This is a genomic window from Arthrobacter sp. SDTb3-6, assembly GCF_013376095.1.
Taxonomy (GTDB): Bacteria; Actinomycetota; Actinomycetes; order Actinomycetales; family Micrococcaceae; genus Specibacter.
In genome coordinates, this window is record NZ_JAAMFN010000014.1 from 71,987 (window position 1) to 95,975 (window position 23,989).

Genomic DNA, 23,989 nt, shown 5'->3' on the forward strand with positions numbered 1-23,989 from the left:
GCCTGTCACTGTGCCTCCTTGGGCGGTGTTCCCTGGGCCGGGCGGCCAGGGGTCCGCGCCTCTTCGGAGAGGGCGGCGAGTTCCTGCCGGCTGCCCATGATGCGGATGATTTTTACCTCGATGTCCTGGATGCCCGTGCGCACCTTCTCCACGCTGTCCGGTGTAGGCGCGTTCATCGCATGCACGTACAAGGTGGAGGTGCCGCGGTCCACCTCCACCACGAGGGAGCCGGGTATCAGCGAGAGCACGTGCCCCACGGCCGTCATGACCAGGTCGGAACGGCTGCGCAGGGGCACGGCCACCACGGCATTGCGGATCCGGGGCCCCTTGGCCACCGCCCACAGAAAAACCTGGCAGCTGGCCACGATGATTTCCTTAAGGAACCACAACGCAAACCACAGGGCCCGGGGCAGGTTGAAGCGCCCGCTCAGCTCCACCGGCGGCAGGTACAGCGCCCGGGACACGCCCCAGGCTATCGCCAGCCCAAAGAGCAGGTTGCCGGGGCTGAAGTTTTGCCAGAGGGCGCCCCACACCACCACGAGCCACACCAGCAGCGGCAGCTTCTGCCAGAAGCGGTGCCATTTTCCCCCCGCGGCCGGCCGGCTCATGGCTGCACCGTCCCGGTGCCCAGCACTGCCTGGATGTAGGGAGTGCGGGCCACCATGCCCTCCGCCGCGTGTTGGCTGAGGGCAAACAGGGGTCCGGCAAAGACACTCAGGGCCACGCCCAGCGCCACCAGCCCCAGGGTGGAGTGGACCATCATCTTGGGCAGGATGGGAATCTCGTTGTCACCGGAGAAGCGGCCTTCCACGGCGTCCACGTGCAGGCTGGTGCGCAGCGCGCGCATGCTGCGTCCGCCGGCGGCATCCGGCGCGGTGGCCAGGAGCACGGGGTCAGGTTCCTCGGCGTCGGCGGTGCTGCGCCAAAACACCCGGTTCCACACGCGGGCCATGACCAGCAGGGTCAGCAGGCTGGCCACAACGCCGCCCACCACCAGCGTGTACGCCAGCGGCGAGCCGTCCGCCACGCCGGCCTGCAGCAGGCCCAGCTTGCCCAGGAAGCCGGAGAACGGGGGGATGCCGGCCAGGTTCATGGCGGGGATGAAGTACAGCACGGCCAGGACGGGTGAGAGTTTGGCCAGCCCGCCCAGCCGCGCGATGGCGGACGTCCCGCCGCGCCGCTCCACCAGGCCGGTGACCATGAACAGGCTGGTCTGGATGGTGATGTGGTGGATGACGTAGAAGATGGTCGCGGCCAGGCCCAGCACCGAGGAGAGCCCGACGCCGAAGATCATGTACCCGATGTGGCTCACCAGGGTGAAGGACAGCAGGCGCTTGATGTCGGTCTGGGCCAGGGCGCCCAGGATGCCCACGATCATCGTCAGCAGCGCCACCCAGAGCAGCACGGCATTGAAATGGTCGGTGGGAAACAGCAGCGTTTCGGTGCGGATGATGGCATAGACGCCCACCTTGGTCAGGAGCCCGGCGAACACCGCCGTCACGGGGGCCGGCGCCGTCGGGTAGGAGTCCGGCAGCCAGAAAGACAGGGGGAACACGGCGGCCTTGATGCCGAAGGCCACCAGGAGCAGCACATGCAGCAAGTGCTGGGTGCCGGGATCCAGCTGGCCCAGCTTCACGGCCAGGTCCGCCAGCGTCACGGTTCCGGTGGCCCCGTAAACCATCGCGATGGCAATCAGGAACAGCAGTGAGGAGACGACGCTGACCACCACGTAGGTGATGCCGGCGCGGATGCGTGAGCCCGTCCCGCCCAACGTCATGAGCACATAGCTGGCGGTCAGCAGAATCTCAAAACCCACATAGAGGTTAAACAGGTCCCCGGCCAGGAAGGCGTTCGACACACCGGCGACGAGGATCAGGTAGGTGGGGTGGAAAACGGAGACGGGCCCGCTTTCCTCACCGTCCGCCGCGCCCTGCCCGGAGGCATAGGCCAGCACGGCAAGGCTGACCGCGGAGGAAACCACCAGCAGCAGCGAGGAAAACTGGTCCGCCACCATGACGATGCCGAAGGGCGGCGCCCAGCCGCCGAGATGCACCGCGACGGGGCCGGAGGTCCAGACCACGGCAAGCACCAGCACTTCCAGGCCGAGCGTCACCGCCAGGATGCCCAGGCTGACGCGGCGCTGCGCCCGGGGGTGGCGGATGAGCACAAAGGCCAGGGCCGCACCGAGCATGGGCAGGGCGACGGCGAGCGGGGCCAGGGATGCGATGCTCATGCGCCGGCCCCCGCGTCCGGTCCCTCGCGCGGGCCTTCCATGCCGGTTGCCGCATTCTTCCGTGCCGTAGTTTTCAAGGTCACTTTCCGGATCATCTCGCGGCTGGCCGCGGGCTGGTTGTTTTCATGGAAGTCGGAGACCTCCACGGCAATCTCGGAGTCTTCCTCGGCGTCGAAGGCGTCCTGCGCTGCGACGCGGCGGTCCTCACGGTCGTCCTGGATGTGGTCGGCGCGGCTGAGCAGCCACGAGCGGTAGATCAGGCTGAGAATGAATGCCGTCACCGCGAAGGAAATGACGATCGAGGTCAGGATGAACGCCTGCGGCAGGGGGTCGTTATATTCCGTTGCGGGAATATCCTTGCTGAAGATGGGCGCCAGCCCGGCATAGCCGCCGGTGGCCAGCAGCAGCAGGTTGGTGGCGTTGGTCAGCAGCATCAACCCGAGCAGCACCCGGGTCAGGCTGCGTTCGAGCAGCAGGTAGATGCCGATGGCGTACAGCACCCCCATGACCAGCAGCAGGGTCAGGTTGACGCTCACCGGACCACCTCCAACGGTTCGTCGTCCTCGATGAGCGTGATGGCACCCATCCCGTCCTCCTCATGCTGGTCAATTTCGGAACCGAGGCTGCGCAGCACGTCGATGACCAGCCCCACCACCACCAGGTACACGCCAATGTCGAACAGCGTGGAGGTGACGAACTTGACATGGCCGAAGACCGGCAGCCCAAAGCTGAAGATGGCGCTTTGAAAGACCTGTCCGCCCAGGAACAGCGGCACGATCCCGGTCAGTGCCGCCGCGGCCAGGCCCAGCCCCAGCAGCGTCCCGGCAGAGACGCGCGTCGCCTCGGCCAGTTCAAAGCGGCCGCCGGCCAAGTACCGGATGGCCAGGGCCAGCCCCGCCACGAGGCCGCCGGCGAAGCCGCCGCCGGTGCCGTTGTGGCCCGCCAGCAACAGGTAGATGGACAGCACGATGATGCTGTGGAACACCAGCCGCGTGACCACCTCAAAAATGATGGACCGCTGCTCCGGGGCCAACGTGCGTCCCGCCACCAGCCAGGGGTTGGCGGGCACCACGGCAAATCGCTTGGCCAGCCTGGCGACGGGACTGGGGACCCTGCCCGGCCCGCCAATGCGGCCGATGCTGCCGGTGGCCACCGTTTCGGCCCGGGCCAGGCGCTGTCCGCGCCCCCGCACAAAGATCAGGCTGGCCACGCCCGTCGCGGCGACGGCCAACACCGAAATCTCCCCGAAGGTGTCCCAGGCGCGGATGTCCACCAGGGTCACATTCACCACGTTCAGGCCCCCGCCGCCCTCATAGGCCAGCTTGGGCAGGGCCAGGCTGACGGGCGTCGCGATGCGCGAGCCCATCGCGACGATGCCCACCACCACCATGACGGCGCCGAATCCCACCCCGAGGAGGATGCGCACCACCTTGCGCCCGCCGCCCGTGCGTTCCCGCAGTCCGGCCGGCAGCGAGCGCATGGCCAGCACGAACGCCACCAGGACAATGGTTTCCACCAGCATCTGGGTCAGGGCAAGGTCCGGGGCCCCCTGCAGCGCAAAGATCATCGCCACGCCATATCCGGTGACCGAAACCATCAGCACGGCCATGAAGCGCTTGTCCGCCCGGGCGGCGGCGACGGCGCCGGCCACGATGGCGGCACCGGCCACGACCTGGAACGGCGAACCGGGGTCCACCACGTAGGAGTGTGCCGCCCAGTTTGGCCCCGTCAGCACCAGCACGGCCCCCACCGAGGCAATGGCGGTTGCCAGGATGACGGAGAGGTAGAAGAACAGCGAACCGCGCTGGGTGCGGCCGGTCACCCAGATGGCCACCATGTCCAGGGCCACCACGGACTGCCGGTAGCCGCGTTCCAGGTCAAGGACCGGCGGCACCTTGGCCTGCAGTGCCTCGAAGCGGCCGCGCGCCAGGAACAGGCCCACGCCGCCGGCCACCACCACGGCGCTGAGGGCCAGCGGCAGCGTGAAACCGTGCCAGAGCGCCAGGTGCAGCCCGTGCGGGCCGTCCGCGGGGAAGCGGGCACTGTAGGGGGAAATCCACGCTTCCATCAGCGCGGGGAACAGGCCCAGGACCACGGTCAGGAAGCTGAGCAGGGCCGGGGCGCCGAGGAACAGCCAGCCCACGGGATGGAAGGCGGTCACGGAAAGGCCGGGCTTGCGTGCGAAGCCGCCCCACAGGAACCGTGCGCTGTAGGCAAACGTCAAAATGGAGCCCAACACCATGACACCGAGCACCAGGGCGCCAATCGCCGGACCGGCAGGCCCGTAGCGGGCATTCGCCTCGAAGGCGGAAAACACCGATTCCTTGGCCACAAAGCCCGCCAGCGGCGGCAGCCCGGCCATGGAGGCGGCACCGGCCAGGGCCACCACCCCCAGCTTCGGCGCGGAACGGAACACGCCGGACAGCTCGCGGATGTCGCGGGTGCCGGACTGGTGGTCGATGATGCCCACCACCAGGAACAGGGCCGCCTTGAACAGGGCGTGGGCCAGCACCATGGACATCCCCGCCATGGCGGCTTCCCGGCTTCCCAGGCCCACAACGACAGTCAGGAAGCCCAGCTGGCTTACCGTGCCGTAGGCCAGGATGAGCTTGAGGTCGTGCTGGCGCAGGGCCCGCCAGCCGCCCAACACCATCGTGGCCAGGCCCAGGACGGTGAGCAGCACCTGCCAGTACGCCGTGTCGGAAAAGCCCGGTGCCAGGCGTGCCACCAGGTAGATGCCGGCCTTCACCATGGCAGCGGCGTGCAGATAGGCGCTGACGGGGGTGGGCGCCGCCATGGCCCCCGGGAGCCAGAAGTGGAACGGCAGCAGCGCCGACTTGGTCACGGCGCCCACCAGGACCAGGGCCACCCCGATGTCCAGCACCACCCCCGGCGTGCCCCCGGCGGCGACCAGCTCGGGGGCCTTCGCCAGGATGCCGGAAAGGCTGTATGTACCGGCACCTTCGCCGACCATGATCAGCCCCACCAGCATGGCCAGCCCTCCAAGGGTGGTGACGACCAGGGCCTGCAGTGCCGCGCGGCGGGCAGCGATGCGGGTCCGCGCATAACCGATGAGGAGGTACGACAACACGGTGGTCAGTTCCCAGAACACAAAGAGCAGGATCAGGTTGTCGGCCGTGACCAGGCCAAACATGACCCCGGCGAACGCCAGCAGCTGCGCACCGAAGCCGCCCAGTCCGGCGTCGTCCGATTTGAAGTAACGGGCGCAGTACGCCAGCACCAGCGCGCCGATGCCCAGGACCAGCAGGGACATCAGCCAGGACAGCTGGTCCATGCGGAAGGTGAGGTCCAGGCCCAGGGCAGGGATCCAGGCGATGTCCAGCGTGGGGCCGGGCGCAGAGTCTGAATAGACGGCCCCGTACTGGGCCAGGAGCCAGGCAAAGCTGGCGCCGGGGACGGCGGCGAGGAGGTAAAAGGCGGCGCGCCCAAACCGCGAAAACAAGGCAGGCGCGAAAATGGCCACGATGAAATGTGCACAAAGGACAATCAACAAAGTGGGCTCCGCAGGGTTCGGGCTGGACGTCTGACTTGCAGGAGTAAGGTCGGTTCCCGACCGTTCAACCCTATCAAGGCCCGCAGCGTCCGTGGCCGGCGCCGCACAGGGACAGGCCCGCGGAGTGGGCATCATCACGCGAAAAAGTCGATTCTTAACGTCCGCCCGTGGGACGCCATTGAGCTATAGCATGTGCCCTATGACTGAGTTCCCTCCGGCCGCTGCCGTACCGCCCGCCACCGCGGCCAAGCCACCGGGCACCTTGTGGCAGATCACGGCGTGGTCACTGTGGGACTGGGGCGGGGCTGCCTTCAACGCCGTCATGACCACCTTCATCTTCACTGCCCTGTACCTGACCGGCGATTCCTTTGGCGGCGCCAACCATGCCTCGGCCGTGCTGGGCCTCATGGTGTCGCTGGCCGGGGTGGCCATTGCCCTGCTGGCCCCCGTCACGGGGCAGCGCACCGACCACAGCGGGCGGCGGAAATTGTGGCTGGGCGTGAACACGGTGGTCGTGGCACTGTTGACGGGCGCCTGCTTTTTTGTCCAGCCGCACGAGTCCTACCTGGTGCTCGGCTGCCTGCTCATTGCCGCCGGGCACGTGTTCTTTGAAATTGCGGGCGTGAACTACAACGCCATGCTGCTGCAGATCTCCACCCGGTCCACCATCGGCAAGATCAGCGGCTTTGGCTGGGCGGCCGGCTACCTGGGCGGCATTGTGGCCTTGCTGCTGGTCTACTATGGGCTGATCAAGCCCGACGTCGGCGCCTTCGGCATCACCAGCGCCGACGGCATGAAATACCGGGCCGTCGCCGTGTTTTCGGCCGTGTGGATCCTGGTCTTTGCCCTCCCGGTCATGTTTGCCATCCCCGAATCGCCCCGCAACCCCCTGATGCCCCGTCTCGGCTTTTTCCAGGCTTACCGGGAATTGTGGAGGACCATCGTCCGGCTGGCCCGCACGTCCCGCCACACCCTGTTCTTCCTGATCGCCAGCGCCGTGTTCCGCGACGGGCTCGCCGCGATCTTCACCTTCGGGGCAGTCATAGCCGTGGGGTCCTTCGGGTTCAAGACCGGCGATGTGCTCATCTTCGCCATTGCCGGCAACGTGGTGGCTGCCCTGGGGGCGATGTCCGCCGGCTTCTTCGACGACGTGGTGGGGCCCAAGGCCGTCATCGTGACGTCGCTGGCCGGACTCGTTGTCTGCGGCGGCGCCCTGTTCTTCCTGCACGGCAAGACGGCGTTCTGGATCTTCGGGCTGCTGCTGACCCTGTTTGTGGGACCCGCCCAGTCATCGGCACGCACCTTCATCGGCAGGCTCGCGCCGGAGGGGCAGGAGGGCGAGTTGTTTGGCCTCTACGCCACCACCGGGCGCGCCGTGTCCTTCCTGGCCCCGGCCATGTTCACGGTGTTCATCGCCGTGTTCGGCACCCAGCGCTGGGGCATCTTGGGGATCGTGCTGGTGCTGGTGCTCGGCCTGGCCCTCCTGCTGCCGGTCAAAAGGCCCGAACTTCACGCCGCCGGGCGTTAGATCGAGGTGCGGTGGAAGTTCTTGAAGGACCGCGACGCCGTGGGGCCGCGCTGGCCCTGGTAGCGGTTGCCGTACTGGCCGCTGCCGTAGGGATGTTGGGCCGGTGAGGAGAGCTGGAAGAAGCACAGCTGGCCAATCTTCATGCCGGGCCACAGCTTGATCGGCAAGGTGGCCACGTTGGAGAGCTCCAGGGTGATGTGCCCGGAAAAGCCGGGGTCGATGAAACCTGCGGTGGAGTGGGTCAACAGGCCCAGGCGGCCCAGCGAGGACTTTCCTTCCAGCCGGGCGGCGACGTCGTCGGGCAGCGTGACGGTTTCATAGGTGGAGGCGAGGGCAAATTCGCCAGGGTGCAGGATGAACGCGTCTTCCGGGTCCACCTCGACGAGGCGGGTCAGCTCGGGCTGCTCCTCGGCCGGGTCGATGTGGGCATAGCGGTGGTTGTCGAAAAGCCGGAAATACCTGTCAATGCGCACGTCGACACTGGAGGGCTGCACCATGGACGGGTCATAGGGGTCCAGGACTATCCGGTCAGCGTCAATTTGGGCTCGGATGTCGCGGTCTGAGATCAGCACCCTCTAAAAATAGCGCATGCCCGCCCACCCGAAGCGCCGTGGACTAATTGCTGCGCCCCGGACGTTGAATTCTTTACGGCAATCGGCAGCCCACCACGACTAAGGTAAGAGCATGAATATTGAAGAGACCCCTCTTCCGGGCATCGGCGTCCGCCGCGAAGTTCGCCTCGCCACCGGCCGCAGGGTGGGTGTGGTAACCCACCGCGACGGCCACACCGAACTGATCCTCTCCCGCGTGGACGACCCCGACGCCTGTGCAGCGTCCATCCCGCTCACCGCCGAGGAAGCCTCGGCGCTGGGGACGCTTCTTGGATCGACCCAGCTCATCGCCCAGCTTGCGAACGAACAAAAGGACGTCACGGGCGTCACGACCCACCAAATTCTGTTGCGCGAAGGAACCGCCTATGCCGGCCGTCCCCTCGGCGACACCCAAATGCGCACCCTGACCGGCACGTCCATCGTGGCCCTGCTGCGCGGCGACGAGGTCATCGGTTCCCCGCGCCCGGACCAGATCCTGGAAGTGGGCGACCTGGTGGTCATCGTGGGCACGGAGACAGGCCTGGCAAAGGCAGCCCAAATCCTGCAGTCCAGGTTGTAGATCGCTATTGGATCCAATCACCCTCTCCCTCATCCAGCTCGGCATCGTATTTTTTGCGCTGGGCTTTTTGGGGAGGCTTGCCGGCCGGATTGGCATGTCCCCCGTGCCTCTGTACCTGCTGGGCGGGCTGGCGTTCGGCCATGGCGGTCTCGTCGACTTTGGCAGCATCAACGACTTTGCCCACATCGGCAGTGAGATTGGTGTCATCCTGCTCCTGCTCATGTTGGGGCTGGAATATGCGGCGCGCGAGCTCGTCACGGGCCTGCGACAATCCTGGATGGCGGGCCTGCTGGACCTGCTGCTGAACATGGCACCAGGCGTGGCCGTGGCGTTTTTGCTTGGCTGGGGGCCGGTGGGCGCCCTGGTCATGGCCGGCATCACCTACAGCTCGTCCTCGGGCATCATCGCCAAGGTGTTGGGTGACCTGGGCCGGCTCGGCAACCGGGAAACCCCCGTGGTCCTGGCCATCCTGGTCATCGAGGACCTGGCCATGGCCGCCTACCTGCCCATCCTGACAGCGGTCCTGGCCGGGGTGTCGCTCCTGGGCGGGCTGACCGCCCTCGGAATTTCCCTTGCCGTCATCACGGTGGTCCTGCTGGGCGCCCTGCGGTACGGGCACATTGTCTCCAACATGCTCGAAAGCCCCGACCGGGAGTCGTTCCTGTTGAAGCTGTTGGGTGCCGCGCTGCTCGTGGCCGGTGTGGCCTCCGCCCTGCAGGTTTCAGCCGCCGTGGGCGCGTTCCTGCTGGGGATCGCCATTTCCGGGGGCACGGCGGAGAACGCAACCCGCGTGCTGGAACCCCTGCGTGACCTGTTCGCCGCCATGTTCTTTGTGCTGTTCGGCCTGAACACGGATCCCCGCAGCATCCCGCCGGTGCTCGGCGTCGCGCTGCTCCTGGCCGTGGCCTCCGCCGCAACCAAGGTGGTCACGGGCTGGTGGGCGGCCCGCCGCCAGGGCATCGCCCTCCTGGGCCGGGCCCGCGCCGGCGCCGCGCTCATTGCCCGCGGCGAGTTCTCCATTGTCATTGCCGGGCTGGCCGTGGCCTCCGGCGCCGTGCCGAAGGAACTTGCCGCCCTTGCCACCACCTACGTGTTGATCATGGCCGTATTTGGCCCCGTGGCGGCCCGGTATGTGGAACCGCTCATGCGCCTGTTCCAGGGCAAGTCCCCCGGCCGGGAACCTGAAGTCATCATGTAAGCCGGCCGGGACGGCCCGGGCCGGATACCCTCCAGCCGCGCTGGTGCCCGGCCGCACCGTGTGGCGGTGTCCTGAGGCGGTGCAAACATCCGCTAGACTTTTCATCGAAGCACCCCGCAGGGACCTCGGTTCACGGCGGGGAATGCTTTTGTGCGGGCGTAGCTCAATGGTAGAGCGCTAGCTTCCCAAGCTCGATACGCGGGTTCGATTCCCGTCGCCCGCTCCCCTCCGACCAGTGCCCCTGTTGCTCAGAACAGGGGCACTGCTTTTATGTGGAGCTGCCTTCCTTGGGCTGTACACTTGTTCGCCGCTCTCTGCCCGAGGCGGCCGGGTCCCGGCGGGTGCGTGTAGGGTCAGGGCTACGGGACCATCTTCGGTCCCAACTTCAGGGAGCTGACATGGGCGACAAATCACCACGGCAAACCGCATCAAAAAAGTCCAGCAAGTCAATCAAGGAAAAGCGTGCCGACAAGAGGGCAGGCGAAGCAGGTGCCGGGATCGCAGACAAGCCCACTGCCGCAAAGAAGAAATGAGCGCCGCAGGAACCGGGCTGCGGCTCGGCGTTCTGGGGGCGTCGCGCAAGCCGGATGAACGCCGCGCACCCATCCACCCCGAACATTTTTCCCGCATTGAGCCGGACGTTCTCGCGAGCATGGTGGTCGAGGAAGGTTATGGCGCCCAGTTCGGGGTTCCGGACCCAGCACTCGCCGCCCTGGTGGGCTCCGTGGCGCCGCGCGAAGAGGTGATCGCGGGGGCTGACGTGGTCCTTTTGCCCAAGCCGCAGGCCTCCGACCTGGCGGAGCTCAAGGATGGCCAGGTGCTCTGGGGATGGCCGCACTGCGTCCAGGACCGGGCCATCACGCAACTGGCAATTGATAAGAAGCTGACACTGATCGCCTTTGAAGTCATGAACCACTGGGCGCCCGACGGTGGCCTGGGCCTGCATGTTTTCCACAAGAACAATGAACTGGCCGGTTATTCCTCCGTCCTGCATTCGCTCTCGCTCATCGGCTCCACGGGAGATTATGGGCGCCGGCTCAAGGCAGTGGTGATCGGTTTTGGCGCCACCGCCCGCGGCGCCGTGACAGCGTTGAATGCACTGGGCATCCACGATGTGCAGGTGCTGACCAGCCGCAGCGTGGCCGCCGTCGCCTCCCCCATCCACTCCGCCGAGATGGTGCAGTTCGACTTTGCCCCGGACCCGCCGCACACCGGATTCGTGATGCTCGACGACGGCGACGCACCCCTGGCCGCGTTCCTCGCCGAGGCGGACATCGTAGTCAACTGCACGCTGCAGGACCCCAATGCGCCCATGACGTACCTGGTGGAGGCAGACCTGGCCGGTTTCCGCCCGGGCAGCCTGATTGTGGATGTGTCCTGCGACGAGGGCATGGGGTTCAGCTGGGCCCGCAACACCAGCTTTGCCGACCCCATGTTTACCGTGGGTGTCAACGTCAATTACTACGCGGTGGACCACTCCCCCTCTTACTTGTGGAATTCATCCACGTGGGAGATCAGTGAGGCCCTGCTGCCGTTCATTGAGCCCGTTTTGGCCGGCCCCTCCGCATGGCAGGAAAGCGAGACCATCCGGCGCGCCATTGAAATTCAGGGTGGCGTGGTCAAAAACCCTGCCATCCTGCAATTCCAGAAGCGCCAGGACAGTTATCCGTACCTTCCCTTGGCCGGAGTACAGCCCGGCGCCTGTTAATCGGCGCCTACACGTCCCCGTTTTGGATGACGTGGTGCGCTGCTTCCGGCAGGAGCGGTTCAAACAGTTCCACCGGGTTGCCGGAGGGGTCTTCCACCACCACCTGGACCACGCCAATCCCCGGCATCACCTCGCTGCGGAAGCGCACCCCGGCGGCCCGCAGCCGGGCCACCTCCGCAGTGAGGTCCCGCACTTGGAGGGAAAATCTGTTCCAGCCCCCGGGGGCCGGCATGGTGCCGTCCGCCATGGCCCGGCCGCCGCCGCCCGGGGCCCCCTTGGCGTCCAGCGCGCCCGGCGCGCTGAGCAGCAGCCGCAGGGCGCCGCGGGTGAGCATGGCAAACCCCGGGGCGGGGTGCATCACCTCGGTGAACCCCAGGGAGTGGACGTAAAAGCCTATGGCGGCATCGACGTCGTGCACTATATAGCGCACGCTGACTTGTTCCATGGTTGCCTTCTTCGAGTGTGTGGCTGTGGCGTCAATCCGCGGACGGGGTGCCGCGGGAGCGCCGCGTGCGCTCCACCAAGGAATCCAGCCGCGCATGCAGTTCCGGCGGGAGCCGCACGGAGACCACTTCCTGCGGTTGTCTCGGCGTGGACGGCATGGTTCCCACTTTCGGATGAGGACGGGTTCTGATCCAAGCTGCGTTGTCCTGCGACGCGTGTAAACAATGTTTACCACTCCATGCAGCCGTTGGCCATGGCCAGATTTTCTAGTCCCGGCATCGGTGCAGTGGCCGCGCGTAGCATGGACGCCATGGTTGACTCGTTGACGCGCGACCAGCGCCACAAGGTCATGGCGAACATCAAGGGCAAGGACACCAAGCCGGAAATGACGGTCCGCCGCCTGCTGTTTGCGCAGGGCTACCGCTACCGGCTCCACGCGGCGGGGCTGCCCGGCAGGCCGGACATCGTGTTTGGTGCCCGCCACAAGGCCATCTTTGTCAACGGTTGCTTTTGGCACTCGCACTCCTGCCCGAACGGCACGCACAAGCCGCAAACCAATCCCGAATTTTGGGAGGCCAAGCGCAGCCGCACCGTGGAGCGGGACGCGCGGGCTCTGGCACTCCTCCACGAGCTGGGCTGGGAGGCTTTCACTGTGTGGGAATGCGAGCTGAAGTCCCTCGATGCGGTGTCCGCCGCGCTGGGCGCCTTTCTGGGACCGCCGCGGCAGTCCGGCACCGGCACTGGGAACAGCACCAGCCAAGGTGTCAATAACCATGTACCCCTGGCCCCCAGGATGCGTCCGCCCTATGCTCAAGGGAATCGACCTATTTAGTCAACGAAAAAGGTGATTTCATTGGGGATGTCAAAGGTGGAAATGGTTCCGGACGAGACTGGGCAGCCGGGCAGGCTGCCCGCCACACGCAAACCATGGACACCATCGGGGTTCTGGCCCCATCAGCCCCTCCGGCAGGCACCGCTGCCCGACGATGTGGCGGTCACCGGAACTGGCGCAGCAGCGGGCATTCAAACGGATCTACTGCAGTGAGGCCCACCCGGTTAAGGTAGGCCACCACGATGGCGTAGGACTCCACCAGCGAGGTTTCGGTCAGTTCGATGCCGTTTCTTTCACACGTCGCGCGGACCAGTTCAGTGCTGCGCCGCAACTCGGGGCGGGCCATGTCCGGGAACAGGTGGTGCTCCACCTGGCGGTTCAGCCCGCCCAGCAGCGTGTCCATGAAGAATCCTCCGCGAATGTTCCGGCTGGTCAGCACTTGCCGGCTCAGAAAGTCCACGCGGCTGCCGGATTCCAGAATCGGCATGCCCTTGTGGTTTGGCGCGAACGACGCCCCCATGTAGAAACCGAACACTGCCATCTGTACGCCAACGAACGCCAGCGCCATGCCCCACGGCAACACGAGCAACAGCGCCGTGAGCAGGGCCCCGAAGCGCAGCACCAGCAGGCCGATCTCCACATAGCGGTAGCGCACACCGCGGCGGCCCAGCAGGGTCTTGAACGAGTCCAGCACCAGGCTGTAGCCCAGGAACAAGATGATGGGGAACAGCAGAGTGCCCTGGTGCCGCGTAAACACCGCGGCCACGCCGTGTTTGGTGGCCGCGCCCTCCTCGTGGAACACCATCACGCCGGTGTGGATGTCCGGATCCTTGCCCTTCGTGTTGGGGTTTTGGTGGTGGGCCGTATGCTTCCTGACCCACATCGCATAGCTCATGCCCACCAAAAGCGGTCCCAAAATCCGGGCGGACCAGTCGTTCATGCGCCCGGAGGCAAAGATCTGGTGGTGCGCGGCCTCATGGGCCAGGAACGCGAACTGGGTGAACAGGATGCCCAGCCCCGCCGCGATCAGCAGCTGGTACCAGGTCTGGCCCAGCAGGACGAATCCGGTGCCGGCCGCCCCCAGGGCCAGCAGCAGTACGGCGAACACCGTCAGGTAGAACATACGACGGCGGCGCATGAGTCCCGCGGCCCGCACCGTTCGCAGCAGGGTTGAGTAGCTTTCGACAACTCGGTTTGAAGATGTGGGCATGGTGTCACCGGCAGGGTCAGGGTCGACCGTTCAAGCCGGCAATGAAAACGCGAACTAGCGCTTCTTCCATGGTAGGTCGGCCGGCTGGGAAAGTCGCCTACGCACTTTTCGGCGTGATGGCCGTTTTGGGCACGATGAACACCGGCTGCCTGAGGCTGCGGAGGTTGACCCTGAGCATCAGCTGTCCACGCCGCGCCAGGACCAGGCCAATGCCGGCGGCCGCCAGGGCCGGCACGCCGCCGGCAATGAGCATGGCCCATTGCACGCCGAGGTTTTCCGCCAGCCAGCCCATCAGCGGGCCGCCCAGCGCCTGCCCGCCAATGAGCACCATGATGTACAGGCTCATGACGCGGCCGCGGACCAGGACGTTCGTAGACATCTGCACCAGCTGGTTGGAGTTGGTCAGGAACATCAGCGAGGCAAATCCGGCCACCACCATCACCGCCCCAAAGGTGACCATGTTCGGCGACAGTGAGGCCACCATGAGCACCACGCCGTAGGCGCCGGCGGCCGTCATGACGGTCCGCAGCCGCAAGGTGGCGATGCGGGTGGAAGCCAGCGCGCCGCCCAGTGCCCCGAGCGCCACGAGCGTGTTGAGCAGTCCGTAGCCGCCGGCACCGGCGTCGAACACCTTGTTGGCGTAGGCCGCCATGAGCACGGCCAGGCTGAGGCCGAAGACCGCGAAGAACGCCGCCATGACCGCCGGCCAGAAAATGGTGGGCTTGGCCAGGGCATAGCGGACGCCTTCCCTGAGCTGGCCCTTGGACCGCTTGACCGGGGCGGATTTGACCAGCTCGCCCGGGCGGATGAACAGGAGCGAGGTGACGGTGATGCTGCAGGCCAGGGCGTTGGCTGCGAAGGCCCAGCCCCCACCCACGGCGGTGATGAGGATCCCGCTGATGGCAGGGCCGATCATGCCGCCCATCTGAAAAATGGAGGAGTTCAGGCTGATGGCGTTGCGCAGCTGCCGCGGCCCGACGAGTTCGTTGACGAAGACCTGGCGGGCCGGCTGGTCGGCCACCACCACCAGTCCCAGCACAAAGGCAATGACGTAAATGTGCCACACCTGCAGGTGCCCTGTCAGGGCCAGGGCAGCCATGATGGCGGCCAGGAGGCCGGCCGAGCCCTGGCTAAGCATGAGGATCAGGCGCTTGGAGCACCTGTCGGCCAGGATTCCGCCCAGCGGCATGAGCACCAGGGACGGGATGAACTGCATGAAGACCGTGATGCCCACTGCCGTGACGGAGCCGGACAGCTCCAGGACCAGCCAGTCCTGGGCCACACGCTGCATCCACACGGCGATGACGGCGAGCAGGTTGGCTGAGGCAAAGATGCGGTAGTTGCGGATCTTGAGCGAAGAAAACGTCTGGCTCCACGGCGGACGCGTGGTGACGACGTTGATGGGCGCGGTCAGGGCAGGATGCTGTGTTGCTGGAGGGGGCGTCAAGGCGAAGGTCCATCGGCTCGAAGGGGTGTGTTTTTGCTTCCCTTTAAGCCTAGGCAGCACCAGTTCATGCCAAAAGAGTATGGTGGCTATAAGTAGCATTAGGGAACGTAATAGTAAGGCGGACCGGCGCATGCATGACACACCCACCTTTGACCCTGTGCAGCTCAAGAGTTTCCTCGCCGTCGCCGAAACCCGCAACTTCACCCGCGCCGCCGAACGGCTCGGCATCAGCCAGCCCACCGTCAGCCAGCACGTGCGCAAGCTGGAGCAGGCCGCCGGGCGGGTGCTGGTGGCCCGGGACACCCGGGATGTGCGCCTGACGGACAACGGCGACGCCATGGCCGGCTTTGCGCGCACCATCCTGGCCGCGAACGACGCCGCCACGCGCTACTTTTCCGGCGCCGCCATGCGCGGACGGCTGCGCTTTGGCACGGCGGACGATCTGGCCATCACGGGCCTGCCCCGCATCCTGCGCGAATTCCGCCAGCTCTATCCGCAGATCAACCTGGAACTGACGGTCAGCCAAAGCGACCAGCTGCACCGGCGGCTAAAGGCCGGGGCGCTGGACCTGGTGTTCGTCAAGTGGGTGTCCGGTGCCCAGGAAGGGGAAGTGGTCAAGCAGGACACCTTTGCCTGGGTGGGGCTGGAACAGACAGTCCTTGAGCCCGGCGCGCCGGTCCCCGTCATCGTGTACCCGGCGCCGAGCCTGAGCCGCAAACTGGCACTGGATGCCCTGGAGCAGGCCGGGCGCACCTGGCGCATCACCTGCTCCACGAAGCAGATCAGCGGGGTGCTGGCTGCCCTGCGCGCCGGGATCGGCATCGCCGTCATGCCGACGTCGCTGGTCCCCGACGACCTTAAGGTCATCACCCGGCGCTTCGAGCTGCCGCCCGTGGGCGACGTGGACTTCACCCTGATCCGCAACCCGCTCGCCAACACCGAGGTGGTGGACGCGTTGACGCAGGCCATCATGGGCCGCAAGCTCACCCCGCTGAGCCGGCGGTAGCCGCCGTAAGCGAACTCACAAATCGGCCATCCGTCGTCGCGGTAGACTGGTGGGGTTATGAACCGAACCATGTTTAAGTCCAAGATCCACCGCGCCACGGTGACCCACGCCGACCTGCACTACGTCGGCTCCGTCACGGTTGACCAAGATCTGCTGGACGCCGCGGACATTTTGCCCGGCGAGCTGGTCTCCATTGTCGACATCACCAACGGTGCCCGCCTGGAAACGTACACCATTGCCGGCGAGCGCGGCTCGGGCGTGATCGGCATCAACGGTGCCGCCGCACACCTGGTCAATGTGGGCGATCTGGTAATTATGATCACCTACGCCCAAATGTCCGACGCCGAGGCCCGCGACTATGTGCCCACCGTCGTCCACGTGGATGCGCAAAACAAGATCGTGAAGCTGGGCACCGACCCGGCCGAGGCCGTCACCGAAGGCCTGCTGCGCCCCGCCCTGGCCCTCTAGTTTTCGCCGGCCGGGCCTGTCCGGTGGTCGGGCCTGTCGAGACCTGGATTTCGACAAGCTCAATCACCGGGCGCCTGCTCAATCACCTGACACCTTGCCCAATCACCGGACGCGGTGCCCAATCACTGGTTGTCCCGCCAGGAATGCGCTGGCGCATAGCCGATGACCCTGCGTGCCGCGTCGATCGCGAGCAGCGTCTCATGCCCCGAGACGTCGCGGCGCCGCTCCAGCCCCGGGAAAAACTCATCCAGCAGCTCCGCCGACGGTCGGTCCATGACCGTGTCCGCCGCCGCAATGATCAGGTTTTCGCTCCCCGTGCTCGCGGCTTCGACGGCGTTGCGGCAGGCGGCGCCGACGTCCCGGGCGTCCACATAACCCCACAGGTTCCAGGCCCGCGAGAGGGGATCGGCCCAGAACCCCGGGACCTGCGCATATTCGTCCGCGCTGAAGATGTTGGTCAGCCGCAGGCCCACAAACGGGATCCCCGACCAGGCGGCAAACTGGGCCGCGGCCGCCTCGCCCAGCACCTTCGAAAGAGCATACGTCGAGGAAGGGTGGGGGAAATGGGCCTCGTCGACGGGCGCATAGCGCAAGGTCCCGCCGTCGCCCGCGAAGGGCAGGCCCAGCGTGGTCTCGCTCGACGCCCACACCACGCGGGCCAGCCCCAGCGCCTGCGCGGCCAGGAACACATTGTGGTTCATCGCCGTGTTGCGGTTGAGGGTCTCGGCGGGCGGGAACATGCCCGGCTCCGGGATGTTGGCCAGATGGACCACGGCGTCCGCCCCGGTGAGCGCCTGCAGCGCCTGCCCGTAGTCGGTCAGGTCCACGCGCATGGTGGGAGTGCCCAGGTCCGAGTTGCGGCCAACGGGCCCGGCCAGGTCACAGGCCAGGACCTGGTACCCATGGGCCAGGAACTCGGCCACCGCGGCGCGGCCGGCCTTGCCATGGGCACCGGTGACGGCGACGGTCTTGACGGGAAGGACGCTCATGCTGACTCCTGGTGGCTGGGCAATGCACGGTGAAAGGGTGTTCCCCGATTAAGCTTAGGGGGTGCCCGCCGCCCCGACCTCCCGACCGTTGCAGCCGTGCTAGCCGTCGTCGAGGGTTTCTCGGTGGTGTGGCTCATCATCCTGGTGGGCTGGTTCGTGGGCCGCCGGAACGTGCTGGGCGACAACGCCGCGCAGGTGCTCAGCCGGCTCTCATTCTTCGTGGCAAGCCCGGCGCTGCTGCTGGAGACCCTCGCCAAGGCGGACCTGAAACAGGTGTTTTCCGAACCGCTGCTCGTGGCTGCCGCGAGCGCCGTGTTCACCGGCCTGCTGTTCCTGCTGGTTTCCCGGTTTTGGTTCAAACGGAGCCTGAGCGAGGCACTGGTCGGGGCCATGTCTTCCTCGATTGTCAACGCCGCCAACCTGGGCATCCCCATTGCCGCCTACGTGCTGGGCGACGCGGCGCTCATCGCGCCCGTGCTGATTTTCCAGCTGGCGTTTTACACACCCTGCTATTTACTGCTGCTCGACGCCACCACGAGCGGGCACCGGGCCACACCGGGGCGCGTCTTTTTGCAGATCTTCCGCAACCCCATGATCCTGGGCACCGTGGTGGGGCTGGTCCTGGCCGCGACCGGCTGGCGGCTGCCGTCGCTGGTGGCCGAGCCCGTCCACCTCATCGGCGGTGCCGCGATCCCCGCCATCCTCATTGCCTTTGGGATGTCGCTGGGCAGCGGCAAGCCGCTTGCGGCAGTTGACGGACGGCGGACCGACACCTTGTTGGCCACCGGCTTCAAGCTGGTGCTGCACCCCGCGGTGGCCTTCCTGCTGGGTCATCTGGTCCTGGGCATGGACGGGGCGGCGTTGTTCGCCGTCGTGGTGGCCGCGTCCCTGCCCTCGGCCCAAAATGTGTACGTGGCGGCCCAACGCTACCTGGTGGGGCTCATCGTGGCGAAGGACACCGTGCTGCTGACCACCGTGCTGGCCATCCCGGCGATGTTCGCGGTGGCGCTGCTGTTCGGTTGACGCGCGCCACGGCGCGGGGGCCACGGCAAAGCCCTGCGGCGCCCTTGCCGCACCAAAAATGTGACGCAGGGTACGCTTTTGCCATGGCTACCAACTCACCTGCAGAGACCGTCGCAACCTTCAAGGCCGGCTACACCTTCAGCGGTTCGTCCATTGCCCTGGGCGCAGCGCTCGTGGACGGGCAGGTCCACCCCGAAGCCCAAATCAGCCTGCCGCTGACCATGATGAACCGCCACGGCCTGGTGGCCGGCGCCACGGGCACGGGCAAGACCGTGACGCTCCACATGATTGCCGAGCAGCTTTCCACAGCCGGCGTCCCCGTATTCATGGCTGACATCAAGGGCGACCTCACGGGCCTGGCCACGGCGGCGGAGGGCAGCGGCAAACTGACCGCGCGCACGCAGGCCATCGGCCAGCAGTGGGAATCGAAGGCGTTCCCGGTGGAGTTTCTGGCACTGGGCGGCGCCGGCAACGGCGTGCCGGTGCGGGCCACCATCACCAGTTTCGGCCCGGTGTTGCTTTCGCGCGTCCTGGGCCTGAATGAAACGCAGGAATCAAGCCTCCAGCTGGTGTTCCACTACGCGGACACCAAAAGCCTGGAACTGTACGACCTCAAGGACCTGCGCGCCGTCATCCAGTTCCTCACCTCGGACGAGGGCAAGGCGGACCTGGAGGAGCTGGGCGGGCTGTCCAAGGCGACGGCCGGCGTCATCCTGCGCAACCTCATCACCCTCGACGCGCAGGGCATGAGCGATTTCTTTGGCATGCCGGAGTTCGACACCGCCGAGCTGCTGCGCACGGCCCCCGACGGCCGCGGCGTCATCACCTGCCTGGAACTGCCCAGCGTGCAGGACAAGCCGCTGCTGTTCTCCACCTTCCTGATGTGGCTGCTGGCGGACCTGTTCCGCGAGCTGCCCGAGGTGGGCGACGCCGACAAGCCCAAGCTGGTGTTCTTCTTCGACGAGGCGCACCTGCTCTTCAACGGCGCCAGCAAGGCCTTCCTGAATGCCATCACCCAGACGGTGCGGCTGATCCGCTCCAAGGGCGTGGGCATCTTCTTCGTCACGCAGACCCCCAAGGACGTCCCCGGCGAGGTCCTCGCCCAGCTGGCCAACCGCGTCCAGCACGCCCTGCGCGCCTTCACCCCCGACGACGCGAAGGCACTCAAGGCCACCGTGTCCACCTTCCCGGTCAGCAGCTACGACCTCGAAGAAGTCCTCACCTCGGCCGGCATTGGCGAGGCCGTGGTCACCGTCATGAATGAAAACGGCGCCCCCACCCCCGTGGCACTGACCCGCATGCGCGCACCCGGCTCCGTCATGGGGCCCAGCACCGACGCCGCCGTCAAGGCAGTGGTAGCCGCCTCGGCCCTGCTTCCCACCTACGGCACTGCCGAGGACCCGGTGTCCGCCTACGAGAAGCTCGAATCCCAGGCCGCGGCCCCCGCAACCGGCCCCGCCGTGGGCACCCCGGCGCCCCCTCCCCCGCCCACCAATCTCCCCGCCCCCAAGAACGACGGCGGCGGCGTGGGCGCCGAGGTCATGGGCGCCTTGGGCGGCGTGCTGGGAACCGGCGTGAAAAGCATGATCCGCTCCATGGGATCGCAGCTGGGCCGCAGCCTGATGCGCGACATGTTTGGCACGGCACCGCGCCGGAGGCGGTAATCGGTCCGGCCCCGCCCACAGGTCACAATGCCGTCCCCGCCCTGGGGCGGATTCCACTGCCCCCTGCCCCAGACGGTACAGTGGACGGCGTGAAGAACGGGGCCCCACTCATCAAGGTTGCCGCTACGTGGCTGCTGATACTGATGCTGGCCATCGCTGCGGCCATCATCACCATCACGGTGGTGAACACCAATTCCTTCGGGCCTGCGCGGACAGTGGAAAACTACCTGGATGCGCTTCGCGCCGGCAACGGCGCCAAGGCGCTGGGCCTCCTGCATGGCAGGGTCCCCTCGGCCAACGCCGCCGTCCTGGACGGCCCTGGCCTGGCCAGGTCGCAGCAGGATTTGAAGGACGTCAAGGTTGGCGATCCCGTCGCCGGCCCGGACCACAGCCAAAAGGTGACCGTCAGCTACACGATTGGCGGCCAGGCACTGTCCAGCGACTTCAAGCTGGCGCAGGGCCCCAAGCGCTGGCTGTTCTTTGACACCTGGAGCATCGTCCCCACCACGCTGCCCGTCCTTGACGTGTCCGTGGTCAATGCCAACCAGGCGTCCGTCAACGGCGTCGATGTCAACATGCCCAACGGCAAGAATTCCTTCGCGGTGTTTTACCCCGGCAGCTACTCTGCCGACTACAAGTCGCCGCTTTTTGCCGCCCCCGCCGTCCAGCGCAGCGTGACGGACCCGCTGGTGTCCGTTCCCGCCGTCACACTGGCCACCGGGCCCACGGGCGAGCTGCTGTCCCAGGTCGGCTCCACCATTCACAAGTACCTCGACGCGTGTGCCAAGCAGACAGTGCTTATGCCCGCCAACTGCCCGATGAGCGCGGCCACCAACAACCGCGTCGTTTCGGCGGTCAAGTGGAGCATCGTGGACTATCCCCAGGTGTCCATCACCCCCTATGGCGGCAAGTGGATCATGGCACCGCTGACGGTCCGGGCACAGGTGCAGTACCAGGAACAGGACCTTTTCACCGGGGCCGTGGCACCCTTCATGCATGCCGAGGACTTTGGCTTCACGGCCAAACTCTCGATCGCGGGCAATACGGTGGGTGTGACACCGGTGGTCAGCTACTAACTCCGGCATCCGGTACGTAATTAGAGAACAGAACAATGCCCTTATTGGGGTATCCTAAGTAAGCCCTGCCTTACTTCCGCGTCACGCCAAGGATCCCCATGACCGATTCCCTCCCTGCCCCTGCCCCAAACATGGCAGCGGCCGTCACAGCCTACCGCAGCTACGTCGCAGGGAAGCTCGCCACGCTCGCAGGCCAGGTGCTGTCCGTCAAGGCATCGGTCGGCAACAACGACCTCGATGCCGCCCGCAGCCAGTGGCTGGAGGCGCAGCTGACCTGGCAGCGCGTAGGCGCGGCCTACGGCAGCTTCGGCGACCACGGCGTCGCAATCAACGGGCTCCCGGCCGGGCTCCCCAAGGGCGCTGCGGATCCCGGCTTCACGGGCCTGCACCGGCTGGAATACGGGCTGTTCCACGGACAGGGGCCCGGCGAGCTGGCACCAGTCGCGGCCAGGCTGCACGCCGACGTTGCCGAGCTGCTGGGCCGGCTGCCGACGCTTGAGCTGGCCGGCTCGGACATGCCGCTGCGCTGCCACGAAATCCTCGAAGACTCCTTGCGGGACAACCTGTCCGGCAACAACGACCAAGGCAGCAGCATGGCCTTGGCCCTGACGGCTGCGGACCTCGACGGCACCCGCGTGGTGCTGGCCCTCCTGGGCACCCTCATTGACAACCTGGCGCACGGATACGCGACGCGGGTTTCCGCTTCCCTCGACAAACTGGGCACTGCGCTGGAGCGTACCAAGACGGGCCGCGAATGGCCGGCGTGGAAGGCACTCCCCCTGGCCGCGCGCCAACCCGTTACCGCCTCCCTGGGCGCCGCCCTCGAGTCCCTCGCCTATGTCCCCGCCCTGTTCTCCACTGATGACTGACCCGGAGCCCGTCATGCACAATTCCGCATCTGAAACGCCAACCGCACGCCCGGGACGCCGCTCTTTCCTGATCGGGGCGGGCACCGGCGCCGCCGCCACGGCCCTGGCCGCCACAGCTGCCAACGCCGCCATCCACCCAACACGGATCACGACGCCGGACTCCCCCTCCGCGCCTGCCGTCCCCTTTCACGGAACGAACCAGGCGGGCGTGTACCGCCCTGCCACCCAGCAGCGCCAGGCCTGCTTTGCGGCGTTCCGGGTGCTGGCTGCCGACCAGGCGGAGCTGAAGACGCTCCTGCAGGTGCTCACCAGCCAAGGCGCCCGACTTGCCAAGGGCGTGCAGGCGTCCGAACCTGTCCCGGCCGAGGACCTGCCCGCCATAGCCGGCGGGCCGCCGTCGAACTCCGGGGTTCTGGGCGAGGACGTGCCGCCGGACTCCTTTACCATGACGGTCGGACTGGGCGCGAGCCTCTTCGACAACCTCGACTACGGCCTGGCGGGCAAGAAACCAAAGGGCCTCACCGGCATGCGGGTCTTCCCGAACGACACCCCAGACCCGACGTGGACGGGCGGGGACCTGCTGCTGCAGCTGTGCGCAGATTCCGCGGACATGATCCACTACGCGCTCCGTGAGATCACCAAGGCCACCCGCGGCCTTCTGGCACTGTCCTGGAAGATCAACGGCTTCCACTCCGCACCACGTCCCGCCGGGAATCCGCGGAACCTGTTTGGCTACAAGGACGGGATCGTCAACCCCCGCCAGGACGACCATCTGGTCTGGATCACGCCGGAATCCGGCCAGCCGGACTGGGCCGTGGGCGGCACGTTCATCGTGGTGCGGCTGATTCGGATGCTCGTGGAGTTCTGGGACCGGGTGGGGCTGGGAGAACAGGATGGCATGATCGGCCGGCACCGGGCCAGCGGGGCGCCGCTGGGTGCCGTGCATGAGACTGACACGCCGGACTACGCAAACGATCCCGAAGGGCAGAACATTCCGCTGGACGCCCACATCCGCCTGGCCAACCCGCGCACCAAGTCCACCGACGCCTCACGGCTGCTGCGCCGCGGCTACAACTACGACCTCGGAGTGGACCTCAACGGCAACCTGCAGGCCGGGTTGATCTTCACCAGCTTCCAGCGGAACATCCAGTCCCAGTTCGAGGCGACGCAACTTCGGCTGGTGGATGAGCCCATGACCGACTACATCGAGCCATTTGGCGGAGGCTATTTCATTGGGCTGCCTGGGGTCCAGGCGGCTGACGGCTTCCTCGGCGAGGGCTTGTTTAATTAAACCGGCGACCGGGGCCCGGTGGTCGGGGCCCGTCGAGGCCCGGTGGTCGAGCCCGTCGAGACACGGTCGTCGAGACGCGTCGGGGCCCGGTGGCCGAGCCCGTCGAGACACGGTCGTCGAGACGCGTCGGGGCCCGGTGGCCGAGCCCGTCGAGTCACGGTCGTCGAGACGCGTCGGGGCCCGGTGGCCGAGCCCGTCGAGTCACGGTCGTCGAGACGCGGTGGGGCCCGGTGGCCGAGCCCGTAGTGGCCCACCGAGGCCGTGGTGCCGGGCGTTTTGCAGGCCTGCACCGGCGTTGTTTCCTCCACAGGGCGGGCCA

Annotated in this window: 23 protein-coding genes and 1 tRNA gene; 14 read left to right on the forward strand and 10 right to left on the reverse strand. The window is 66.7% G+C overall.

The genetic code is table 11. The features are described from left to right. Positions 1 to 5: 5 nt before the first annotated feature. From G6035_RS08955 to G6035_RS08970, 4 genes are read right to left on the reverse strand one after another with little or no spacing between them, the layout of a single operon-like run. Positions 6 to 608, reverse strand: coding sequence for a Na+/H+ antiporter subunit E (locus G6035_RS08955; RefSeq protein ID WP_176616739.1), 603 nt, complete (start codon positions 606 to 608; stop codon positions 6 to 8). Next, positions 605 to 2,233 carry a Na+/H+ antiporter subunit D gene (locus tag G6035_RS08960; RefSeq protein ID WP_176616740.1) on the reverse strand — a complete coding sequence of 543 codons (1,629 nt, stop codon included), beginning with the start codon at positions 2,231 to 2,233 and terminating at the stop codon, positions 605 to 607. The genes G6035_RS08955 and G6035_RS08960 overlap by 4 nt, the downstream gene beginning before the upstream one ends. Continuing rightward, positions 2,230 to 2,769 (reverse strand): Na(+)/H(+) antiporter subunit C, encoded by a 540-nt coding sequence (locus tag G6035_RS08965; protein ID WP_176616741.1) that lies wholly within the window; start codon positions 2,767 to 2,769, stop codon positions 2,230 to 2,232. Before G6035_RS08965 ends, G6035_RS08960 begins: the two co-directional genes overlap by 4 nt. Continuing rightward, the gene (locus G6035_RS08970) at positions 2,766 to 5,747 is read right to left on the reverse strand and encodes a Na+/H+ antiporter subunit A (protein WP_176616742.1); all 2,982 of its coding nucleotides are present in this window, start codon (positions 5,745 to 5,747) and stop codon (positions 2,766 to 2,768) included. The genes G6035_RS08965 and G6035_RS08970 overlap by 4 nt, the downstream gene beginning before the upstream one ends. Positions 5,748 to 5,946: 199 nt before the next feature. On the opposite strand from G6035_RS08970, the gene G6035_RS08975 reads away from it, so the two are divergent. Continuing rightward, positions 5,947 to 7,275, forward strand: a complete 1,329-nt coding sequence (locus G6035_RS08975; RefSeq protein ID WP_176616743.1) for an MFS transporter — start codon at positions 5,947 to 5,949, stop codon at positions 7,273 to 7,275. Here G6035_RS08975 and dcd read toward each other — a convergent pair. Beyond that, positions 7,272 to 7,847 (reverse strand): dCTP deaminase, encoded by a 576-nt coding sequence (gene dcd, locus G6035_RS08980; RefSeq protein ID WP_176616744.1) that lies wholly within the window; start codon positions 7,845 to 7,847, stop codon positions 7,272 to 7,274. The two genes, G6035_RS08975 and dcd, sit on opposite strands and share 4 nt — an antisense overlap. 112 nt (positions 7,848 to 7,959) lie before the next feature. On the opposite strand from dcd, the gene G6035_RS08985 reads away from it, so the two are divergent. The 5 genes from G6035_RS08985 to G6035_RS09000 all read left to right on the forward strand — a co-directional run bounded on the left by G6035_RS08985 (position 7,960) and on the right by G6035_RS09000 (position 11,351). Further along, the gene (locus G6035_RS08985; protein WP_176616745.1) at positions 7,960 to 8,445 is read left to right on the forward strand and encodes a cation:proton antiporter regulatory subunit; all 486 of its coding nucleotides are present in this window, start codon (positions 7,960 to 7,962) and stop codon (positions 8,443 to 8,445) included. Positions 8,446 to 8,452: 7 nt separating this feature from the next. Next, on the forward strand, positions 8,453 to 9,643 hold the full coding sequence (locus tag G6035_RS08990; RefSeq protein ID WP_176616746.1) for a cation:proton antiporter: 1,191 nt from the start codon (positions 8,453 to 8,455) through the stop codon (positions 9,641 to 9,643). Between the two features lie 152 nt (positions 9,644 to 9,795). After that, positions 9,796 to 9,866: transfer RNA gene (locus G6035_RS08995), tRNA-Gly, on the forward strand. A 175-nt stretch (positions 9,867 to 10,041) separates the two neighbouring features. Next, positions 10,042 to 10,176 (forward strand): hypothetical protein, encoded by a 135-nt coding sequence (locus tag G6035_RS20075; RefSeq protein WP_256127856.1) that lies wholly within the window; start codon positions 10,042 to 10,044, stop codon positions 10,174 to 10,176. Beyond that, positions 10,173 to 11,351, forward strand: a complete 1,179-nt coding sequence (locus G6035_RS09000; RefSeq protein ID WP_176616747.1) for a N(5)-(carboxyethyl)ornithine synthase — start codon at positions 10,173 to 10,175, stop codon at positions 11,349 to 11,351. Before G6035_RS20075 ends, G6035_RS09000 begins: the two co-directional genes overlap by 4 nt. A gap of 7 nt (positions 11,352 to 11,358) precedes the next feature. Here G6035_RS09000 and G6035_RS09005 read toward each other — a convergent pair whose 3' ends face one another. Beyond that, complete coding sequence (locus G6035_RS09005) at positions 11,359 to 11,796, reverse strand: VOC family protein (RefSeq protein ID WP_176616748.1); 438 nt, start codon at positions 11,794 to 11,796, stop codon at positions 11,359 to 11,361. A 31-nt stretch (positions 11,797 to 11,827) separates the two neighbouring features. Continuing rightward, positions 11,828 to 11,953 (reverse strand): ribbon-helix-helix protein, CopG family, encoded by a 126-nt coding sequence (locus G6035_RS09010; RefSeq protein ID WP_176616749.1) that lies wholly within the window; start codon positions 11,951 to 11,953, stop codon positions 11,828 to 11,830. Positions 11,954 to 12,105: 152 nt separating this feature from the next. Between G6035_RS09010 and G6035_RS09015 the strand changes: the two genes are divergently transcribed. After that, positions 12,106 to 12,627, forward strand: a complete 522-nt coding sequence (locus G6035_RS09015) for a very short patch repair endonuclease (protein WP_176616750.1) — start codon at positions 12,106 to 12,108, stop codon at positions 12,625 to 12,627. Positions 12,628 to 12,790: 163 nt separating this feature from the next. Here the strand turns inward: G6035_RS09015 and G6035_RS09020 are convergent, their stop codons facing one another. Next, positions 12,791 to 13,837, reverse strand: coding sequence for an acyl-CoA desaturase (locus tag G6035_RS09020; protein WP_176616751.1), 1,047 nt, complete (start codon positions 13,835 to 13,837; stop codon positions 12,791 to 12,793). A gap of 97 nt (positions 13,838 to 13,934) precedes the next feature. After that, positions 13,935 to 15,284, reverse strand: a complete 1,350-nt coding sequence (locus tag G6035_RS09025; RefSeq protein ID WP_256127857.1) for an MFS transporter — start codon at positions 15,282 to 15,284, stop codon at positions 13,935 to 13,937. Between the two features lie 130 nt (positions 15,285 to 15,414). On the opposite strand from G6035_RS09025, the gene G6035_RS09030 reads away from it, so the two are divergent. Together G6035_RS09030 and panD are read left to right on the forward strand one after the other, a co-directional pair. Then, the gene (locus tag G6035_RS09030; protein ID WP_176616753.1) at positions 15,415 to 16,290 is read left to right on the forward strand and encodes a LysR substrate-binding domain-containing protein; all 876 of its coding nucleotides are present in this window, start codon (positions 15,415 to 15,417) and stop codon (positions 16,288 to 16,290) included. Between the two features lie 57 nt (positions 16,291 to 16,347). Next, on the forward strand, positions 16,348 to 16,758 hold the full coding sequence (panD, locus tag G6035_RS09035) for an aspartate 1-decarboxylase (RefSeq protein WP_176616754.1): 411 nt from the start codon (positions 16,348 to 16,350) through the stop codon (positions 16,756 to 16,758). A gap of 122 nt (positions 16,759 to 16,880) precedes the next feature. Here panD and G6035_RS09040 read toward each other — a convergent pair whose 3' ends face one another. Beyond that, a complete protein-coding gene (locus tag G6035_RS09040; RefSeq protein WP_176616755.1) occupies positions 16,881 to 17,747 on the reverse strand; it encodes an NAD(P)-dependent oxidoreductase in 867 nt (288 codons plus the stop codon). A gap of 96 nt (positions 17,748 to 17,843) precedes the next feature. Between G6035_RS09040 and G6035_RS09045 the strand changes: the two genes are divergently transcribed. The 5 genes from G6035_RS09045 to G6035_RS09065 all read left to right on the forward strand — a co-directional run bounded on the left by G6035_RS09045 (position 17,844) and on the right by G6035_RS09065 (position 23,670). Then, positions 17,844 to 18,770: an AEC family transporter gene (locus G6035_RS09045; protein ID WP_176616756.1), complete on the forward strand. Its 927-nt coding sequence runs from the start codon at positions 17,844 to 17,846 to the stop codon at positions 18,768 to 18,770. Between the two features lie 83 nt (positions 18,771 to 18,853). Then, a complete protein-coding gene (locus tag G6035_RS09050; protein WP_176616757.1) occupies positions 18,854 to 20,434 on the forward strand; it encodes a helicase HerA-like domain-containing protein in 1,581 nt (526 codons plus the stop codon). Between the two features lie 89 nt (positions 20,435 to 20,523). Further along, the gene (locus G6035_RS09055; RefSeq protein WP_176616758.1) at positions 20,524 to 21,510 is read left to right on the forward strand and encodes a hypothetical protein; all 987 of its coding nucleotides are present in this window, start codon (positions 20,524 to 20,526) and stop codon (positions 21,508 to 21,510) included. 98 nt (positions 21,511 to 21,608) lie between these two features. Continuing rightward, positions 21,609 to 22,379, forward strand: coding sequence for an EfeM/EfeO family lipoprotein (locus G6035_RS09060; protein ID WP_176616759.1), 771 nt, complete (start codon positions 21,609 to 21,611; stop codon positions 22,377 to 22,379). Then, complete coding sequence (locus G6035_RS09065) at positions 22,372 to 23,670, forward strand: Dyp-type peroxidase (RefSeq protein ID WP_218063055.1); 1,299 nt, start codon at positions 22,372 to 22,374, stop codon at positions 23,668 to 23,670. Before G6035_RS09060 ends, G6035_RS09065 begins: the two co-directional genes overlap by 8 nt. Positions 23,671 to 23,989 lie beyond the last annotated feature (319 nt).

Bases quoted from the DNA above. Each gene is read 5' to 3' on its own strand.
- G6035_RS08955 (WP_176616739.1), bottom strand. From the start codon at position 608: ATGAGCCGGCCGGCCGCGGGGGGAAAATGGCACCGCTTCTGGCAGAAG.
- G6035_RS08960 (WP_176616740.1), bottom strand. From the start codon at position 2,233: ATGAGCATCGCATCCCTGGCCCCGCTCGCCGTCGCCCTGCCCATGCTC.
- G6035_RS08975 (WP_176616743.1), top strand. From the start codon at position 5,947: ATGACTGAGTTCCCTCCGGCCGCTGCCGTACCGCCCGCCACCGCGGCC.
- G6035_RS08985 (WP_176616745.1), top strand. From the start codon at position 7,960: ATGAATATTGAAGAGACCCCTCTTCCGGGCATCGGCGTCCGCCGCGAA.
- G6035_RS20075 (WP_256127856.1), top strand. From the start codon at position 10,042: ATGGGCGACAAATCACCACGGCAAACCGCATCAAAAAAGTCCAGCAAG.
- G6035_RS09000 (WP_176616747.1), top strand. From the start codon at position 10,173: ATGAGCGCCGCAGGAACCGGGCTGCGGCTCGGCGTTCTGGGGGCGTCG.
- G6035_RS09005 (WP_176616748.1), bottom strand. From the start codon at position 11,796: ATGGAACAAGTCAGCGTGCGCTATATAGTGCACGACGTCGATGCCGCC.
- G6035_RS09010 (WP_176616749.1), bottom strand. From the start codon at position 11,953: ATGCCGTCCACGCCGAGACAACCGCAGGAAGTGGTCTCCGTGCGGCTC.
- G6035_RS09015 (WP_176616750.1), top strand. From the start codon at position 12,106: ATGGTTGACTCGTTGACGCGCGACCAGCGCCACAAGGTCATGGCGAAC.
- G6035_RS09020 (WP_176616751.1), bottom strand. From the start codon at position 13,837: ATGCCCACATCTTCAAACCGAGTTGTCGAAAGCTACTCAACCCTGCTG.
- G6035_RS09030 (WP_176616753.1), top strand. From the start codon at position 15,415: ATGCATGACACACCCACCTTTGACCCTGTGCAGCTCAAGAGTTTCCTC.
- panD (WP_176616754.1), top strand. From the start codon at position 16,348: ATGAACCGAACCATGTTTAAGTCCAAGATCCACCGCGCCACGGTGACC.
- G6035_RS09040 (WP_176616755.1), bottom strand. From the start codon at position 17,747: ATGAGCGTCCTTCCCGTCAAGACCGTCGCCGTCACCGGTGCCCATGGC.
- G6035_RS09050 (WP_176616757.1), top strand. From the start codon at position 18,854: ATGGCTACCAACTCACCTGCAGAGACCGTCGCAACCTTCAAGGCCGGC.
- G6035_RS09060 (WP_176616759.1), top strand. From the start codon at position 21,609: ATGACCGATTCCCTCCCTGCCCCTGCCCCAAACATGGCAGCGGCCGTC.
- G6035_RS09065 (WP_218063055.1), top strand. From the start codon at position 22,372: ATGACTGACCCGGAGCCCGTCATGCACAATTCCGCATCTGAAACGCCA.